This is a genomic window from Granulicella mallensis, from assembly GCF_014203225.1.
Lineage (GTDB): Bacteria > Acidobacteriota > Terriglobia > Terriglobales > Acidobacteriaceae > Granulicella > Granulicella mallensis_A.
Genome location: NZ_JACHIO010000016.1, coordinates 49138 through 66978, shown reverse-complemented (window position 1 = coordinate 66978; position 17841 = coordinate 49138). Strand labels below are relative to the sequence as shown.

The following is a 17841-nucleotide window of genomic DNA, read 5'->3' as shown; positions in this document are numbered from 1 at the left end:
CAATAGGGGCGATTATATCGGGGAGGCTGTCTTTGCCGTTGCTGTTGCCTTTCTGGTTGTCATTCCGAGCGCAGCGAGTGAACCTGCTGTCTCCCGTTCTTCGTTCGTACCACCCGAAAATATGTGCGCTGGAACTGGAGCTTGATTTGGGCTAACGCACAACGCCTGTGGTGGCACTGGCGAAAAGCGGGAGACAGCAGGTTCACTCGCTGCGCTCGGAATGACAACCAGAAAAGCAACAGCAACAGCAACAGCAACGACAACGACAAGTGCCTCTCTGCACAATCTGCTCTCTTACGAGAGCCACTTCAGCAACCGGATGATCCCCATCGGCGCGGCCTTCGAATGCGCCGATACGTCCGTGCGTTCGTGGATGGCGCGGCGATGTTCGCGGTAGTACTCGAAGGAACGCAGCAACATCTGCTCGTTCGTAAACGTCGGCGTCCATCCCAGCTCGCGGCGAATGCGGGTCGTGTCGAAGATGAAGTTCTCGGCGATCATGCGGTAGTGGTATGGCCCAAGCGGAGAGATGTTCAGCTTGTGCGCGAGCTTCATCATCGCAATCGTCGGGGCCTTGGGCAGGGAGGCCACGCGCGATCGGCTCCCCGCGGTGCGGATCACGTTCTCGTACATGCCGCGCATCGTCGGCACCTGGTCTGACCCGATATGAAACAGGTTCGACCCGGCATAGTCGAGACATTGGAGGCACGCCGTGGCGAGGTCCTGCGCGTAAATGAACTGGTAGCGGTTGGAGCCGTCCCCTACCACCCATACCTTTTTCCCATCATCGATAAACTCGAACAGGATCGCGAGCAGACCCAGCCGGCCACTGTCCATGATCGTCGGACAGCGCAGCGTGATGACCTGTAGCTCCGGGTGTTCCGAGCGCAGCGAATCGAGCTGCTTTTCTGCAGCCAGCTTCGAGTGGCCGTAGAGCTCCACGGGCGCGGGCACTTCTTGTTCTGTTACTTCGCGCGCCAGACCCTCACCCCACAGGCAGTTTGTCGAGATGAAGATGAACCGCGTGACGCCTGCGGCCAGCGCGGCCTCGGCCACGAGACGGGTGCCGTCTACGTTGGAGCTCCAGAGCAGGTTGTCATCCTGGACATCGTGCGCCAGCATGGCGGCGCAGTGGAAGACGGCTTCGAACTTGTGCTCGGCGAAGGTGCGGGCGAGCAGGGCTGCATCGCGGATGTCGCCCTGAATGCTGGTGAGCGCGGGGTGGGAGTCTGCGTCGGCGACGAGGTCGATGTTAGTGACGGCGAAGCCTTCGGCGAGGAGACGGCGCTTGAGGATGCCGCCGAAGAAGCCGGAGGCGCCGGTGACCAGAAACTCTTTGCGATCGTTCACCGCGCCGCCTTCCGTTGCAACTCGGTACGCGGTTGCGTCGACCGAAAAAGATAGACCGCCAGCACCGCGATCAGCGGCTCCAGAGGATGCCGAAACCGTGCCTGCATGGTCACGAAATAGTATGGCAGCGGGACGAGCAAAAAGGCCAGCGCCATGGGCCATGCACCCGGCGCACGTCGTTTCAAGGCGAGGAGGAGACCAAGCAGTCCGCAGGTGCCAAGAAAGCTGTAGCTCAACAGCCGCAGGTACTCAAGCAGCGGATGTCCCTCGGGGGAGTGGGGGGTGCCATCCCAGAAGAAGATCATGCGGTCGCGAATCCGGCGCAGGAACTCTCCCGGATATGCGCGGATGAGGGCTTTGGCCTCCTCGCCTTTCGCGTGCCCATAGGCCACTTCGCCCATCCGGACGAAGCGCTGGAACTCGGGATCGCCGGGCCAGAGCGGCATGGCTGTGCCCCAGGGGAGGGAGCCGTTCCCAGGCTCTACCGACCTGAACAGTTCGACGCCGAAATTGCCGCGCGTGGGGATGAAGGCGTGCAGCGTGCGCTCGTTGCGGATGATCCAGGGCGTAAGGGTGGCAGCAAAGATGAGGCAGGAGAGAACGGCTCCGGTGAGTCTGGGGTAGAGGGTACGGCGGGCCTGAATCTTCGAAGGCCAGAGCATCCAGAGAATCCATGCGGGCAGTACGAGCAGCAACGAGGAGTTGGAGAGGGTGACGAGCCCCCAGAGCAGGCCGAAGACGGCCCAGAGCCCTAGGTCGCGGCGCGGTTTTGATGCCTCCTGCTCGCCGATGTGCCGCAGGCGCAGGGCGAAGACGAAGGCCCAGGTGAAGAGGCAGGCGGTGAGCGACATCTCCCAGAGCCAGTGGATGGCGAACTGCAAGGCTGCGGGATACAGGGCCCAGAGCCACGCCGACCAGAGTGCTACGGGGGCGGCTTTTTCGGAGGCGCGGCGGGCGAGGCCGTAGGCGTCGAAGCAGCGGGCCGCGATCTCATAGATGGCCGGCGCGACGGCGGCGGAGAAGAGGCTGTCACAGGCCATGATGAAGAGGGCCGCGCCGTTCGTATAGACGCCGAAGAGCTTGAAACCCAGCGCCATCAGCAGCGGAAAGAGGGGAGGAAGCCAGGCCGTGGGGCCGGAGAAGCCGTTGAAAGGATTGGCGTAGCCATGGCCCTGGACGAGGGAGCGGGCGATGCGTCCGGCCTCGAAGCCGTAGTCGAAGTGGTCGCCAGTAAGATGGATCCGGTAGGTGCGGCCGATGAGGATGCAGGCCATCCGTAACGCGAATCCGGCCCAGAAGATGACCCGGGGGGCGCGGAAATTTACGGGGCGGATGGAGGGTTCGGACACGGTAGGCAACGGGGTCGATTATATCGGCCAGATGAATAGTTGTTGACCTGGACCCCCATTTCCCGATAAACTCTTGAAGTTTGGCGATGTAGCCGGTGTCTTCGGCTACAGGGCCGGTGGGTAGCGGCTGAGATACAGGCTGCGAGGCCCAATCCGGCCGGGCGAGCCCCGCCCTCCTGACAAGACATTCAGTATTTCTGAGGAAAGCCGAGCGGGACATTCTGCGCTCTGGCGATGAGGTTTCAAGTTATGTACGCAGTCATTCGCACCGGTGGAAAGCAATACCGCGTGGCCCCCGGCGATACCGTCCGGATTGAGAAGAGCGAGCACGAAAACGGCACGCTGGAGTTCTCCGACGTTGTTGCTGTCAGCGGCGAAGAGGGCAAGTTTGAGCAGGATCTGGGCGGCGCGAAGGTGCTGGCCGAGGTCGTCAGCGAAGGCCGTGGCGACAAGATTCTCGTGTTCCACTACAAGCGCAAGAAGCAGTACAAGAAGCTGCAGGGCCATCGCCAGAGCTTCGTTGAAGTCAAGATCAACGAGATCCTCGTCGGCGGCAAGAGCTTCAAGGCTGAAGCCAAGTAAGTACACCCTGGGGCTGGCGAACAGCAGGCTCTCAGGTTGGCAAATAGGATTCGCGGCTTTAGCCGCATGATTTCAGAAGCGCGGGCGCGCCCCGGCGCGAAAGAGGCACTGTAATGGCACATAAAAAAGGTCTAGGAAGCTCTAAAAATGGTCGCGACTCGAACGCGCAGCGCCTCGGCGTCAAGCGCTTCGGCGGCGAAACCGTCACCGGTGGATCGATTCTCGTTCGCCAGCGCGGCACACCGCTGAAGGCCGGCAAGAACGTCGGTCGCGGCAGCGACGACACGCTCTTCGCCAAGGTCAGCGGCGTGGTCAAGTTCGCCGATCGCGGACAGCTCGGCCGCTTCGTTTCGATCGAGCCGACCATCGCAGCGTAAGTTCTCTCAAACTTCAGTTTGAAAGCGAGGGCCTCGCATCCTTTCAAGGATGCGAGGCTTTTCGTGTTTCATTTCTGTCTTTAGGCGGAGCCGGAGGGTTGTTGCCTTTGCCTTTCTTGTTGTCATTCCCGCAGGGAATCTGCTGTTTGTTCGTACCACAGCAGTGCTTCGCGGAGGCAAAGAGGGACAGGGCAGGATTTGAGCGGTGCTTCCTTCGGTACGGCCTCGCAAATATCGGTGCTACTCCGACAGACAGCATATTCCCTGCGGGAATGACAACAAGAAAAGCCAAAACAAAAGCCAGCAGCCCCTCTATTTTGGGCGGTCCTGTGCGCACCGCCGACTTTTAGGCTAGACTAAAAGTAATCAAGATGCCTGAATCGCATGCCAATTCGTCCGGTAGCAGCGAGAATGTATCGTTTGCCGCTGATATCGCGGTTCAGGATGTTGTACTTTCGCCGGCCTCCGTGGCTGCGATGACACCCGGCGGCAAGGGCCGCAACTCCTTTCGCAGTAATCAGATATGGAGCTACTTCGGCCCTGCGTTCGTGGCGTCGGTGGCCTACATCGATCCCGGCAACTTCGCCACCAACATCCTTGGAGGCAGCCAGTTCGGCTACCGGCTGCTGTGGGTGCTGCTGTGGTCGAACATCATGGCCATTCTCATCCAGTACCTGTCGGCGAAGCTTGGCATCGTGACCGGGCTGACGCTGCCGCAGAACTGCCGCAAACACTTTGGCAAGAGCATCAGCGTCCTCCTATGGTTCTGTGCGGAGATCTCTGCCGTTGCGACCGATCTGGCGGAGTTTCTTGGTGCTGCGCTGGGTCTCGACCTGCTGATCGGCCCGGCGCTGCAGGCACATGGCTTCTCGCCTACGGGCTCGCTATTCGTTGCGGCAGCCGCGGCGACGGTGGCGGTGTTCGGGATCCTCGCGCTCGACCTGGCCGGCTTTCAGTGGCTGGAGCGGGGCATCATGGCCTTCGTCGGTGTCATCGGCCTGTGCTACGGCTTCGAGGTTTTCCTCGTGCATCCCGACTGGCACCGCGCCTTCGTGGCGACGATCCTGCCGACCTTCGATCCGCACGCGATGAGCGGTTCGGTCTACGCGGCGGTGGGTATGCTGGGCGCTACCGTAATGCCGCACGTGATCTATCTGCACTCGGCGCTGGTGCAGCCCCGGTTGAACGAACTCGCGCCGTCCTCCGGCGAACCGAAGCCCGGTATTCTGCGGCAGTACCTGCGCTTTGAACTGATTGATGTGTTCGTGGCGATGAACGGGGCCTGGCTCATCAACTCGGCGATGATCGTCATGGCGGCGGTGGCGCTCTTCCACGGACCGAGTGCGTCGCCTACGATTCAGGATGCATATCACACGCTTGGGCCGCTGCTGGGTTCGGCGGCGGCGACCGTCTTCGCGGTGGCGCTGCTGTGCTCCGGGCTTTCGAGTTCGACGGTCGGTGTCATGGCCGGTCAGGTGATTATCGAAGGTTTCCTCGATATCAAGTTCCCGATCTTTTTGCGGCGGTTCATCACGGTCGTTCCGGCATTGATCGTGATTGGTGTTGGATGGGACCCCTTGAAGATTCTGATCGGCTCCCAGGTGCTGTTGAGCTTTACGTTGCCGGCGGCACTGATTCCGTTGCTGTTGCTGACCAATCGCGAAAAGGTGATGGGCGACTTCAAGAGCGCGTTCCGCATGCGTCTGGCCGGCTGGACCGTGGCGACGATCATCCTCGCGCTCAACGTCGTGCTGCTGGTGCAGTTGGCGATGGGGTAGTGATTCAAAAATTATCTCGTTTGTTGAAGAAGCAGAGTTCCCGATAGCGCGAAGCGCAAACCGTGACGCTTTAGCGTCGCGGGACGGAGGGAGCCATGGCCTTTAGGCCACGGAATCAGGGGCAGGCAAGAGTTGGGCTTTAGCCCCGGGCCTTTTGTTCGCAGCCGAAAAAGCACACGGGCCTGGAGGCCGCATTCTCGCCCAGTTACCTCGACCGTATGCACGATAGTTTTATCGTGCATACCCCTTTGGGGCTTGGAGCAGTTGCCTGTTTCGAGCTGAAATACCCTCCATCGAGTGGATGAACTTCGGTTTCTTCTAAAAAAGAAAGGCCCGCCGTTTGGCGGGCCTTTCTGCTGGTAGCTGGTACAAGAAGCCGATCAGTGCGGATGTTCCTCATGACCGGCCTCTGGACGTGCTGCGGGGGCTGGACGTGCGGGTTCAGCACGCGGCGCAGCCTGCGGACGTGGGGCCTCACGCTGTGGCTGCGGGCGTGGAGCTTCACGCTGTGGTTGGGGACGCTGGGCCTCAGGCTGAGGACGTGGCTGTTGCGCGGGGCGTTGTTGCTGAACCGCACGCTGCTGCTGTTGTTGTTGCTGATTGTGTTGCTGCTGCTCCTGCACGTTACGCTGCTGTTGCTGCTGCACATTGCGTTGTTGCTGCTGTTGCTGGTTGCGCTGCTGCTGTTCCTGCACATTGCGCTGCTGTTGCTGCTGTTGATTGTGCTGCTGCTGTTGTTGCAGATTACGTTGTTGCTGCTCTTGTACGTTGCGTTGCTGCTGTTGCTGGTTATTGTGCTGTTGTTGTTCCTGCACATTGCGCTGTTGTTGCTGTTGCTGGTTATGCTGCTGCTGCTCCTGCTGATTGCGTTGTTGCTGTTGCTCTTGTACGTTGCGCTGCTGTTGCTGTACCTGCTGCGGTCCGCGCAGGTTGTTGGCGGGAACGCCGCCACGGTTCTCTCCCGGCCTATTCCCCTCTGGCCGATTGCCGATTGCGGGCTGTACACCGTTCGGTCGGGCAAACGCTGTCTGCGCTGGACGGCCATGGTTCTGGTTGAAGAACTGCTGCTTGTTCTGTGCTGCCTGCTGATGGATCTGTGTTTGAGCTGCTATCGGGCCGACATGGCGTTCGCGCATCGCGGCGATTTCAGCGGGGCGTGGCTGCACGTTGATGCCACCTCGTCCACCGTTGTAGCTCACGCGGTTGTTGTTGTTGACGATCACCGTACGGTTGTAAACGTTACGAATGTTCACGACGTTGACGCGATTAACGGCACGGTTGTAGTAGAAGTCGTTGCCGTGCCAGTAGCCGCCTTCGTAGCCGCTTCCGGTGTATCCAAAGCCATAGTTGATGCCGCCATAGAAGCCGACATGCTGGCCCCAGTAGCCGCGATTGAAGCGGTAGTAGCCGCCGGACCAGCCCCAGTAGGGAGGTGTCCAAAGCGCGCCGTAGTAGGGCGGCGGGCACCATACGCCGGGAACCCAGTAGTAGCCGCCAGTGCCCCAGCCCCAGTAGCCGGGCGTCCACAGATAGTTCGGCTCAGGAGCTTCCGGCTGGTCATACTCGGGCAGCGGTGGTGGCGGCTGGTCGGACTGGACCATCTGTTCTGTGTCCTGTGAGTTGTCGTAGCCCTGTTGTGAATTGTCGTAGCCTTGCTGCGAGTTATCGTAAGCCTGCTGAATGGGGGCGGGCGCCTGTTGGGCCTGCGGGTAGCTTTCCGATTGCTGCTGCGGAGCATAGGAGGAGTTGGAGCTCATCACCTGTGTCGACTGTCCGCTGGATTGTCCGCTAGAGTTCGAGCTATTGGTGGAACCACTTACTGGCGCCTCGTTAGCGGCGGCCGGATCGGGAGCATTGGGGTCTGAGGCGGCATTGTTCACAATGGGAGCGGATCCCTGGTTGCCATGGCAGCCATTGACACCAAGGGCAAGGCTGGCAACCAGGCCAATCGCGCCCAGGCTCCGCAGCCAATATTGGGTAGTCACGTGTGTCTTCATCGTTCCAAATCTCCCGCGTTCCCTCAAAAAACGTATAGAGGGCAACGCAACTGTAGCAACTGTATGAGATGCAGACGGATGATACCGCGTCCACATGAAAGGTGATATTGCTCCCACAAAAATCTCTCGCGTAAAATGTCCATATGCCGAGTTGCGCTCATCTCAAGCGCTTTCGTCGTGGACGCCACGACCGCGGACGCGCCTAGCTGCCGTTGCTCTCTGCTACCCTCGTTACGATTTATCGATTTTGTTGCCGCCATCGCCTGCAGCCTTATACAAGCGAAGCCGCGGCCCAGTTGCTCGGGAGCTTCCTGCCAATGTGCGTGAGCTCCCCAGCCTGCCAGCTACTCAGCTAAGGAGAAGCCACGTCATGCCGAACACCACCCACCCCAACAGCTTCAACGCCGCCGCCACCCTCACCTCCGGCTCGCAGAAGGTTAACTACTTCCGACTGAATGCATTGACCGACACGAATCTCACGCACCTGCCGTTTTCCCTGCGCATCCTGCTTGAGAACCTGCTCCGCTGTGAAGACGGCAAGACCGTCACCGCGGACGACATCCGCTTCCTCGCCGACTGGGACCCGAAGGCGGAGCCCTCGCGCGAGATCGCCTACATGCCGGCCCGTGTGCTGATGCAGGACTTTACCGGCGTGCCTGCCATCGTCGATCTCGCCGCGATGCGCGATGCCATGAAGCAGCTCGGCGGCAATCCCGAGAAGATCAATCCGCTGCAGCCGGCGGAGCTGGTCATCGACCATAGCGTACAGGTGGACGAGTACGGCACGGCCAACGCCTATGACCTGAACGCTGCGCTGGAGTTCACGCGCAACCGCGAGCGCTACGCCTTCCTGAAGTGGGGACAGACGGCCTTCCGCAACTTCTCCGCCGTGCCGCCGGGCATGGGCATCTGCCACCAGGTCAATCTGGAGTACCTCGCCCGCGTCGTCTTCACCACGCAGCCGGATGCAGATGGCAATATCACGGCCTATCCCGATACGCTGGTCGGCACCGACTCGCACACGACCATGGTGAATGGCCTGGGCGTGCTGGGTTGGGGCGTTGGCGGCATTGAGGCCGAGGCGGCCATGCTGGGCCAGCCGGTGTCGATGCTCGTGCCGCAGGTAGTTGGGTTCAAGCTGACGGGCAAGCTGAAGGAGGGCGCAACCGCGACCGACCTCGTGCTGACCGTCACCGAGATGCTGCGCAAGCTCGGTGTTGTAGGCAAGTTCGTCGAGTTCTACGGCCCCGGCATCAGCGAGCTTCCTCTGGCCGACCGCGCGACGATCGCGAACATGGCTCCTGAGTACGGCGCGACCTGCGGCATCTTCCCGGTCGATGCCGAGACGCTGAAGTATCTGCGTCTGACCGGCCGCAGCGAAGAGCACATCGCGCTCACCGAAGCCTACTTCCGCGAGCAGGGCCTCTTCCACACCCCGGACGCGCCCGAGGCGCACTACTCCGTAACGATCTCGCTGGACCTTGCGACGGTCGAGCCCAGCGTCGCCGGGCCGAAGCGTCCGCAGGACCGCGTGCTGCTCTCGCAGACGCCCGCGAGCTTCGCGCAGCAGTTGCCCGCTCTGCAGGGGCCGAATGCCAATAAGGCCACGATCCGCCAGATGGTTCGCTGGGAGGGTGAGGGCGGTCTGGCCTCGGCCAGCGGTGATCTGACGAGCTCTGTGGGTGCCTCTGCGCCGGTGGTGCCGGAGGCGGTCGCGGTGCTGACGACGACGCATGACGAACCTGCAGTTCCGGGCGGTGCAGTCTCTGTTACCGAGACCGCGCACTCCGTTCAGGCAAGGTTCGGCGTCAATCCTGATAAGTACCTTGTTGATGGCTCCATCGTCATCGCCGCGATTACAAGCTGCACGAACACGAGCAATCCCTATGTGATGATGGCTGCCGGCCTGTTGGCGAAGAAGGCTGTTGAAGCCGGTCTGAGCACGCCGCCGTGGGTGAAGACCTCGCTCGCGCCGGGTTCGCGCGTGGTGACGGACTACTACACGCGCGCCGGGCTGCTGCAGTATCTCGATGCGCTGCGCTTCCAGGTCGTCGGCTATGGCTGCACGACGTGCATCGGCAACTCCGGCCCGCTGCCGACCGATGTGTCGAAGGCCATCGAAGAGCACGGCCTGGTGGCGGTGTCGGTGCTCTCGGGCAATCGTAACTTTGAGGGCCGCATCTCACCCGAGGTTCGCGCGAACTACCTGATGAGCCCTCCGCTCGTGGTGGCCTATGCGCTGGCCGGGCACATCTCGCACGACTTCGAGAAGGATGCGCTGGGTAAGGGCAAGAATGGCCAGCCGGTCTATCTGCGCGACATCTGGCCTTCGCAGAAGGAGGTCGCCGATACGGTGGCAAGCTGCATCGACTCGACGATGTTCCGCACGCAGTATGCGACGGTCGCGGACGGCGATGCCAACTGGCAGAACCTGAAGTTCCCCTCCGGCGATACCTATGGCTGGGAGCCGGATTCGACCTACATCCGCAAGGCTCCGTACTTCGACGGCATGCCTGCAACGCCCGCGCCGGTGGACGACATCTCCGATGCGCGCGTGCTCGCGGTGCTGGGCGATTCGGTGACGACGGACCACATCTCGCCTGCTGGCTCGATCAAGCTGAACGGCCCGGCAGGGAAGTACCTGACCGAGCATGGGGTGAAGCCTTCGGACTTCAACTCCTACGGCTCACGGCGCGGCAACCACGAGGTGATGGTGCGCGGCACGTTCGCGAACGTCCGCCTGCGCAACAAGCTCGCTCCGGGTACGGAGGGCGGCGTCACGCGGTTGCTGCCGGAGGGCACGGGCATGAGCATCTATGATGCTTCGGTCGAGTATGCCAAGCGTGCAACACCGCTGGCGATCCTGGCGGGCAAGGAGTACGGTTCCGGATCGTCGCGTGACTGGGCGGCAAAGGGCCCACGTCTGCTGGGGATTCGCTTCGTCATCGCGGAGAGCTACGAGCGCATTCACCGCTCCAACCTGGTGGGCATGGGCATTCTGCCGCTGCAGTTCCAGGAGGGAGAGAGCGCGGAAGGCCTAGGCCTGACGGGAGAAGAGATCTTCACGCTGGGTACGCAGCCCGGTGAGTTGAAAACGATGCTCGATTCGAAGTTTGCGCAGGGCAAGAAGCTGTCTGTTGTTGCGACGGATGCTAACGGAACGAAGAGCCAGTTTTCCGTTACCGTGCGCATCGATACGCCGCAGGAGATCCTCTACTACCAGCACGGGGGAATCTTGCAGTATGTGCTGCGGCAGTTGGCGGGGAAGGCGTAGCAGCGCTTGTTGGACATGACGCTTCTTGCACGTCAGGAGGGGCGGAGCCCCGCGATCATACCAGCCCCGGGCAACGCCCGGGGTTAGGTGCCCGCAGGGCACTCCAGGGCCGGAGGCCCGGCGTCATCCCACAAACTCTTTTGGGGTACGATTGCAATCTTCTGGAGCTGGGAACGTATGCCGCACACGCTCGGGGTTATTTACATTCACCTGATCTTCAGCACCAAGGATCGCGTTCCGTGCCTGGAGGCTTCGCTCCGGCCTCGTCTGTTTGCTTATCTGGCTACTTTGGTGCGTGACCAGGGCTGCGAGTGTCCGCGGGCTGGTGGGGTAGCCGATCATGTACATCTCGCTGTTCGACTTTCTCGCACCATTTCCGTAGCTACATTGGTTGAAGACGTTAAGGTCGCATCTTCAAAGTGGATCAAAGCCCAGGCCCCGGAACTTTCTAACTTCGCCTGGCAACCCGGATACGGTGTATTTTCGGTTGGACCGTCGGATTTGAAGGCACTGTTGGCCTACATCGACAAACAAGAGGAACACCACCTGAGGAAGACCTTCGAGGAAGAGTTTCGTATGTTCCTCGCTAAATATGACATTACTTTTGACGAGCAATACCTATGGAAATGACCCCGGATGAAGCCGGGCCTCCGCCCCTTGTTTGTGGCTATTGATTTCGTGTTTGCAAGAAGGTTTTGTATTCATAGACGTATTTCTACAACTGTCATCTCCGCAGGCCCCTGCTCTCAATAGCCCCACTGCCGTAGCATGGAAGAGATGGCTATTTCTACAGAACGCACGATGTACCTCCCCGAAATTCTCGCGCACACGCGCACTGTTGTTGCGGAGCGCAAAGCCTCTGCTGATCTGCGCGCGCTGGAGCAGGCGGCGAGCAACCACACCCCACGCGGCTTTGCGAAGGCCCTGCGGGCGAAGGCCCAGAGCGGGCCGGCGATCATTGCCGAGTTGAAGAAGGCTTCACCGTCGAAGGGCTTGATCCGCGCGGACTTTGACGCGGCGATTCTTGCGCCCCAGTTGGAAGCCGGCGGTGCCGCGGTGCTCTCGGTGCTGACGGATGAGAAGTTCTTTCAGGGCTCGCTCGAAAATCTGCGCCGGGCTTCGGCGGCGGTGAAGATCCCGTGCCTGCGTAAAGACTTCATGGTCGACGAGTTCCAGATCCTCGAAGCCCGCGCGAACGCCGCTGACGCGATCCTCCTGATCGTTGCCGCGCTTACAGATACCGAACTCCGCACGCTGCGCGACTCCGCAAAACAGCATGGGCTCGACGTGCTGTGCGAGGTCCATGACCGCGAAGAACTGGATCGTGCCCTGGCGCTCGATTGCGAGTGTGTCGGCGTGAACAGCCGCGATCTGCGCACCTTTGAGGTCTCGCTCGACCGCGCCTGCGAACTGGCGACGCATCTTCCCGCAAGCGCGGTGCGCGTGGCCGAAAGCGGGATTCATACCGTGGCCGATATGCAGCGCCTCCACGCGGCGGGCTATGAGGCCTTCCTGATCGGGGAGTCGCTGATGCGCAAGCCGAACCCCGGTGAGGCGCTCGTGCATCTGCTGGAGGGCTAAAATACCCCATACGGAGTGTGCGCCATGGCAAGCTCGGTTCTTGTTCCAGTCCGCGAGTACCTGCAAACGACCTACCGGCCCGACCGCGACTACATCGATGGCGAACTGAAGGAGCGGAACGTGGGAGAGCAGCCGCACGCGCATTTGCAAGGCATCATTTCTGGCATCTTTCGGGAAAAACCAACGATATGGGGTGTGCGAGCTCTTCCTGAGCAGCGGATTCAAGTCTCTCCGCAGCGCTACCGCATCCCTGATATATGCGTGATTCGGAGCACCGATCCCAAAGACCCGATCATCGGTTTTGCCCCTCTGCTCTGCGTCGAAATCCTTTCGACGGATGACTCTCTCGGAGAATTGCAGGAGCGCGTCAACGATTATGCAGGCATGGGTGTGAAAGACATCTGGGCCATCGATCCATGGAAGCGGCTGGGTTATCAGGCCTCTAAACAAGGCTTTACGCAGCCCAGCGACGGCATCCTGCGTGTTGTTGGAACCCCTATCGAAGTTTCGCTTGCTGGAATCTTTACGGAACTGGACGAATCTTAACCTTCGTCATGTTCATCAAGATCTGTGCCAATACGAATCTCGCCGATGCCCAGCTCGCCGTCGAACTGGGGGCGGATGCCGTCGGTTTCGTCTTCGCGCCCAGCAAGCGCCGGATGACGCTGGAGCAGGCGGGGAGTATTGCGCGTCTGCTTCCCTCCAGTGTGGAGAAGGTCGGTGTCTTTGCGACCGACGATCCCTATGAGGTGGAGCACTTTATGGCTGCCTCGGCGCTCACCGTGGCCCAACTCCATAACGAGTTCGACCAGGGAATGGTGCAGGCTTTGTCTGGGGAGTTCGGGGGCAAGCTGAAGATCATTCAGGCTGTGTCGTATGAGGTGAATGCGACGGAGCGCGAGGCTGCGGATGCTCGCTTTGAGACGACGCTGAGAGCTGTGCTCGCGGAGCCTGCAATCTGGGCTGTGCTGCTGGATGCGGCGAAGGGCGGGGTCTCGGGTGGATTGGGAACGACCTTCGATTGGGCGCATGTAGCACCGATCGTACGGCGGGTGTACGAGAGCGCGCAGGATGGGAAGCACGAGCTTCCGAAGCTGATCCTAGCGGGTGGATTGCATGCAGAGAATGTGGGGAAGGCTATTGCCGAATTTGCGCCGTGGGGCGTGGATGTGGCCAGTGGCGTTGAGGCGGCGCCGGGACGCAAAGATCCTGCGAAGTTGAAGGCGTTTATTGCGGCAGCGCGTTAAAACGCAAGATCCTTTGCTTTTCTTGTTGTCATTCCCGCAGGGAATCTGCTGTCTGTTCGTACTATGGCAGTTTTTTGTGGCTGCAGAAATGGACAGGCACGCTTCAGTGTTATCTCGCAGATATCGGTGCTGCAAGGGCAAACAGCAGATTCCCTGCGGGAATGACAACAAGAAAAGCAAAAGCAGGAACAAAAGTACGACGCACTTATCTTGCTTCTTAAAGGGCAAGACCTGCCGTTTGGCAGGCCATGTCGGTTCGGGACTTCTAAACCGCTTACTTACGAGCGATGAACGCTTACAGTCCTGATGTGCGCCTGAGGGGTATGTGTGTGAACGACCGGTGTACGGTCATGTACCTCAGTAGGCGTATGCGCGAAGGCTACAGCGGGGGCCAGTGCCAAAGCTGCTGCAACGATGATGCGAAATGATTGAACTTTCATCTCAGCACCTCCTAACTGCATATAGGACACACCAACGGGGGTGAAAGATTCAGAAATTGCGGTAGGGGTTGCTTGCCCCATGGACTTCCTCGGGTGTACGTTAAGAAAACTATGCATTTCTGCTTCACGCCGCGATTTACTCCCTCCTACCGCTACTGGCGCACCGTAGCGGCATCGGCGGAGTAGTCTCGCGGGACCCAAGCGTTACCTGCGATTCTCAAGATTCCCCGAGCCGCGACCGCCAAGGTTGCGGCTTTTGTGTTTGTTACGACCGACTTTTGACGAAACTACGAAGGACACCGCGATGAGCTCGACCGCAATACCCACGATTACCTCTGCAGCGCCGGTGAGCGCGACCCCCGGACGCTTCGGCATCTACGGCGGCCGCTATGTGCCGGAGACTCTGATGGCCGCTCTGCTGGAGCTCGACCACGCGTACGAGCTGGCCCAGGCCGATGCCGCGTTCCACGCAGAGCTGGATGGCCTGCTGAAGGACTACGTTGGCCGTCCTACGCCGCTGTACTTCGCCAAGCGGCTTACAGAGACCCTGGGTGGAGCGAAGATCTACCTGAAGCGCGAAGACCTGCTGCACACCGGCGCGCACAAGATCAACAACGCACTTGGGCAGGCCCTGCTGGCGCGGCGCATGGGCAAGCAGCGCATCATCGCCGAGACGGGCGCGGGCCAGCACGGCGTCGCCACGGCCACGGTGTGCGCGCTCTTTGGCCTGGAGTGCGTCGTCTACATGGGCGAGGAAGATATGCGGCGGCAGGAGCTGAACGTCTTCCGCATGCGGCTGCTGGGCGCGGAGGTGCGCGGTGTGGCCTCGGGCTCGGCGACGCTGAAGGACGCGATCAACGAGGCCATGCGTGACTGGGTTACGAATGTTCGGACGACGTTCTACATCCTCGGTTCGGCGCTGGGCTCGCATCCTTATCCGACGATGGTGCGCGACTTCCATCGTGTCATCAGCAAGGAGAGCAAGCGGCAGATCCTGGAGCACGAAGGCCGTCTGCCGGATGCGATCGTCGCCTGCGTGGGCGGCGGTTCGAACGCGATCGGCGCATTCTACGAGTACATCCCGGAGCCGAACGTTGCGCTGATAGGCGTAGAGGCCGGCGGTCGCGGCACGGCTCTCGGCGAGCATGCGGCGCGCTTCCAGAAGAACGGCGGCGGCATCCCCGGCGTGCTGCAGGGCACCTACAGCTATGTGTTGCAGGACGACGCCGGCCAGGTCGCGACGACGCATTCGGTGTCGGCAGGTCTGGACTACGCCAGTGTCGGACCGGAGCACGCGATGCTGCATGACTCGGGCCGCGCGACCTACACCAGCGCTACCGATGCCGAGGCTTTGAACGCGGTGAGCGTGCTGAGTCGCACGGAGGGAATCATCCCCGCCCTGGAGTCGGCTCATGCCGTTGCCGAAGCTCTCAAGCTCGCTCCCAAGATGGGCAAGGACAAGATCCTGATGGTGAACGTCAGCGGGCGCGGAGACAAGGATATCGGGATCATGACGCGTGAGATGAACTTGAGCGGCGCTGCGGCGCAGAAGGTGAGCGCGTAGGCATGCCCATTACTTTTCCAAACAAACCCGGTCTCGTGATCTACCTCACCGCAGGCGATCCCGACCTTGGCACGACGCGCGACATGGCGATTGCTGCCATCGACAACGGAGCTGACGTCATCGAACTCGGCGTGCCGTTCAGCGATCCGTTGGCCGACGGTCCGGTGATTCAGCGCGCCAGCGAGCGGGCCGTCGCCAAGGGCACGCGCCTGACCGATGTGCTCGTGATCTGCAAAGAGATTCGTGCAGCGCGGCCGCAGGCGGGCATCATTCTCTTCAGCTATCTGAATCCGGTTGTGCGGTTGGGCATGGCAGCCTTTGCCACGGCCGCAAAGGACGCCGGTGCGGATGGTGTACTGCTGACCGACATGATCGTCGAAGAGGCCGCTGAGTACCTGGAGGCGATGCGCACCAACGATCTTGCCCCGGTCTTTCTGGCTGCTCCGACAAGCCCTGATGAGCGTCTGAAGGCCATCGCCGAAAACTCGCGGGGATTTGTCTACGCGATCTCGCGCGTGGGGATTACAGGTACGCAGGCCGAGCTGGCCAGCGACGCGGAACAGCTTGTGAAGCGGCTGAAGCAGTTTACGAAACTGCCTATCGCGCTGGGGTTCGGTATCTCGACGCCGGCGCATGTGCAGACGGTCGCAGGCTTTGCCGATGCTGCCGTCATCGGCAGCGCCATCGTCGGGCTGGTGGAAAAGACTGCGGCGGCAGAGGCCCCGCGGGCCGTTGGAGACTTTGTTCGCAGCCTGCGGAAGGGAACAACCGGCGCATGAGAATCGCCGCAAACACGTGTACAGACACGTATCATGAGGAGGGGCCCATGTCGAAGAGACTGCAGTGCCCTAACTCATCGCGAACCTCTGGTTTGCAGCTCGAGGAAACATGGAAATTGCTGACTGGCGCAAGAAGATCGATCAACTGGACGAGCAGATCGTCCTCCTGCTCTCCGAACGCGCTGCCGCTGCAGTCGCTATCGGTCAGCTCAAACAGAAGAGCGCGTCCCCTATCTATGAACCGCAGCGCGAACAGATCGTCTTCGACCACGTGCGTAAGGTCAACCCCGGCCCCCTCACAGGCGCGCAGCTCCAGGACCTCTATGAGCGCATCATGGACGTCATGCGTTCACTCCAGCGCCCCGCGAATCCGGATGCAAAGGCTTAGCTGTAAAGATTTTTCGCAGCCCTGTTTTTCTATGCTGCGACGCAGTACCCCATTCCAAGCAGTCAGCAAAGGACTCCAGTGATGATCGTCGCCATGCAGGACCAGGCCACCGATGAACAGATTCAAAGCGTAATTGAACGCATGGTGGAACTCGGCTTTAACGTCCACCGAACCACGGGGGAGACCCAGACCATTCTTGCGGGCGTGGGCACTCCTGAGCACTTCGAGGTCACTGAGTTCCAGGTGCTCCCCGGCGTTCACCAGGCGTATCGCATCTCCTCGCCGTACAAGCTGGCGGGCCGTGGTTTCCGCCCTGAGGGCACGCGCGTCACATTTCCTAACGGGCTTGTGGTCGGCGGCGACGAGGTCGTCATCATGGCCGGGCCGTGCTCGGTCGAGAGCAGCGAACAGATTCATCTCAGCGCGAAGCAGGTGGCCGCCGCCGGCGGGCAATTCCTGCGCGGCGGCGCGTATAAGCCCCGCAGCTCGCCGTACAGCTTCCAGGGCATGGGCGTCGAAGGCCTGAAGCTGATGCGCGAGGCGGCCGATGAGAACGGTCTGCTGGTCATCACCGAGGTCATGGAGATCTCGCAGATCGAAGCCATGCTGCCCTACATCGACTGCTTCCAGGTCGGCGCGCGCAACATGCAGAACTTCAACCTGCTGCGCGAGCTCGGCCACGTGCGCAAGCCCGTGCTGATGAAGCGCGGCATCTCGGCGACGATCGAAGAGGTACTGCTCTCGGCGGAGTACATTCTCTCCGGCGGCAACTACGACCTGATGCTCTGCGAGCGCGGCATTCGCACCTTTGAGACTGCGACGCGCAACACGATGGACATCTCCGCGATTCCGGTGCTGAAGAAGCTGACCCACCTGCCGGTGTTGGGCGATCCCTCGCACGGCGTAGGCAAGCGCGATCTCGTACCGGCGATGGCGCTGGCTTCCGTGGCTGCCGGAGCGGACGGCCTGCTCATGGAGATGCACCCCAATCCCGACAAGGCTATGTCCGACGGCGCGCAGTCGCTCTTCCCGGACCAGCTTACGAAGCTCGTTGAAAAGCTGCGTCTGCTGGCTCCTGTGGTGGACCGCACCATTGCGCCGGCTGTAGCGAAGGTGCACGCGTAAATAGGTAAAA

Annotated in this window: 16 protein-coding genes; 12 read left to right on the top strand and 4 right to left on the bottom strand. The window is 61.0% G+C overall.

Going from position 1 to position 17841, the window contains the following annotated elements:
* Positions 1 to 294: 294 nt before the first annotated feature.
* A complete protein-coding gene (locus tag HDF15_RS18010; RefSeq protein WP_184258012.1) occupies positions 295 to 1350 on the bottom strand; it encodes an NAD(P)-dependent oxidoreductase in 1056 nt (351 codons plus the stop codon).
* On the bottom strand, positions 1347 to 2699 hold the full coding sequence (locus tag HDF15_RS18005) for a hypothetical protein (RefSeq protein WP_184258010.1): 1353 nt from the start codon (positions 2697 to 2699) through the stop codon (positions 1347 to 1349). Before HDF15_RS18005 ends, HDF15_RS18010 begins: the two co-directional genes overlap by 4 nt.
* A gap of 249 nt (positions 2700 to 2948) precedes the next feature.
* On the opposite strand from HDF15_RS18005, the gene rplU reads away from it, so the two are divergent.
* The 3 genes from rplU to HDF15_RS17990 all read left to right on the top strand — a co-directional run bounded on the left by rplU (position 2949) and on the right by HDF15_RS17990 (position 5436).
* The gene (gene rplU / locus HDF15_RS18000) at positions 2949 to 3281 is read left to right on the top strand and encodes a 50S ribosomal protein L21 (RefSeq protein ID WP_014267616.1); all 333 of its coding nucleotides are present in this window, start codon (positions 2949 to 2951) and stop codon (positions 3279 to 3281) included.
* 113 nt (positions 3282 to 3394) lie between these two features.
* Positions 3395 to 3658 carry a 50S ribosomal protein L27 gene (gene rpmA, locus HDF15_RS17995; protein WP_158819572.1) on the top strand — a complete coding sequence of 88 codons (264 nt, stop codon included), beginning with the start codon at positions 3395 to 3397 and terminating at the stop codon, positions 3656 to 3658.
* Positions 3659 to 4029: 371 nt separating this feature from the next.
* Entirely contained in the window at positions 4030 to 5436 is a 1407-nt protein-coding gene (locus tag HDF15_RS17990; protein ID WP_184258008.1) for an Nramp family divalent metal transporter, read from the top strand.
* A gap of 380 nt (positions 5437 to 5816) precedes the next feature.
* Here HDF15_RS17990 and HDF15_RS17985 read toward each other — a convergent pair whose 3' ends face one another.
* The gene (locus HDF15_RS17985) at positions 5817 to 7433 is read right to left on the bottom strand and encodes a hypothetical protein (RefSeq protein WP_260331167.1); all 1617 of its coding nucleotides are present in this window, start codon (positions 7431 to 7433) and stop codon (positions 5817 to 5819) included.
* Positions 7434 to 7803: 370 nt separating this feature from the next.
* Here HDF15_RS17985 and HDF15_RS17980 point away from each other — a divergent pair, with 370 nt between their 5' ends.
* From HDF15_RS17980 to HDF15_RS17960, 5 genes are all read left to right on the top strand, one after another.
* A complete protein-coding gene (locus tag HDF15_RS17980) occupies positions 7804 to 10707 on the top strand; it encodes an aconitate hydratase (protein ID WP_184258005.1) in 2904 nt (967 codons plus the stop codon).
* A 177-nt stretch (positions 10708 to 10884) separates the two neighbouring features.
* Positions 10885 to 11337 (top strand): IS200/IS605 family transposase, encoded by a 453-nt coding sequence (tnpA, locus tag HDF15_RS17975; protein ID WP_184258003.1) that lies wholly within the window; start codon positions 10885 to 10887, stop codon positions 11335 to 11337.
* A 138-nt stretch (positions 11338 to 11475) separates the two neighbouring features.
* On the top strand, positions 11476 to 12288 hold the full coding sequence (trpC, locus tag HDF15_RS17970) for an indole-3-glycerol phosphate synthase TrpC (protein WP_184258001.1): 813 nt from the start codon (positions 11476 to 11478) through the stop codon (positions 12286 to 12288).
* 24 nt (positions 12289 to 12312) lie between these two features.
* Positions 12313 to 12834, top strand: a complete 522-nt coding sequence (locus HDF15_RS17965) for a Uma2 family endonuclease (protein ID WP_184257999.1) — start codon at positions 12313 to 12315, stop codon at positions 12832 to 12834.
* Between the two features lie 8 nt (positions 12835 to 12842).
* Positions 12843 to 13535: a phosphoribosylanthranilate isomerase gene (locus tag HDF15_RS17960; protein WP_184257997.1), complete on the top strand. Its 693-nt coding sequence runs from the start codon at positions 12843 to 12845 to the stop codon at positions 13533 to 13535.
* Between the two features lie 278 nt (positions 13536 to 13813).
* Here the strand turns inward: HDF15_RS17960 and HDF15_RS17955 are convergent, their stop codons facing one another.
* Positions 13814 to 13975, bottom strand: coding sequence for a hypothetical protein (locus HDF15_RS17955; RefSeq protein ID WP_184257995.1), 162 nt, complete (start codon positions 13973 to 13975; stop codon positions 13814 to 13816).
* 304 nt (positions 13976 to 14279) lie between these two features.
* Between HDF15_RS17955 and trpB the strand changes: the two genes are divergently transcribed.
* The 4 genes from trpB (at position 14280) to aroF (ending at position 17831) form a co-directional block, all read left to right on the top strand.
* Entirely contained in the window at positions 14280 to 15539 is a 1260-nt protein-coding gene (gene trpB / locus HDF15_RS17950) for a tryptophan synthase subunit beta (protein ID WP_184257994.1), read from the top strand.
* Positions 15540 to 15541: 2 nt separating this feature from the next.
* The gene (gene trpA, locus HDF15_RS17945) at positions 15542 to 16318 is read left to right on the top strand and encodes a tryptophan synthase subunit alpha (protein ID WP_184257992.1); all 777 of its coding nucleotides are present in this window, start codon (positions 15542 to 15544) and stop codon (positions 16316 to 16318) included.
* A gap of 109 nt (positions 16319 to 16427) precedes the next feature.
* Positions 16428 to 16706: a chorismate mutase gene (locus HDF15_RS17940; protein ID WP_184257990.1), complete on the top strand. Its 279-nt coding sequence runs from the start codon at positions 16428 to 16430 to the stop codon at positions 16704 to 16706.
* 81 nt (positions 16707 to 16787) lie between these two features.
* Positions 16788 to 17831 (top strand): 3-deoxy-7-phosphoheptulonate synthase, encoded by a 1044-nt coding sequence (aroF, locus tag HDF15_RS17935; RefSeq protein ID WP_184257988.1) that lies wholly within the window; start codon positions 16788 to 16790, stop codon positions 17829 to 17831.
* Positions 17832 to 17841 lie beyond the last annotated feature (10 nt).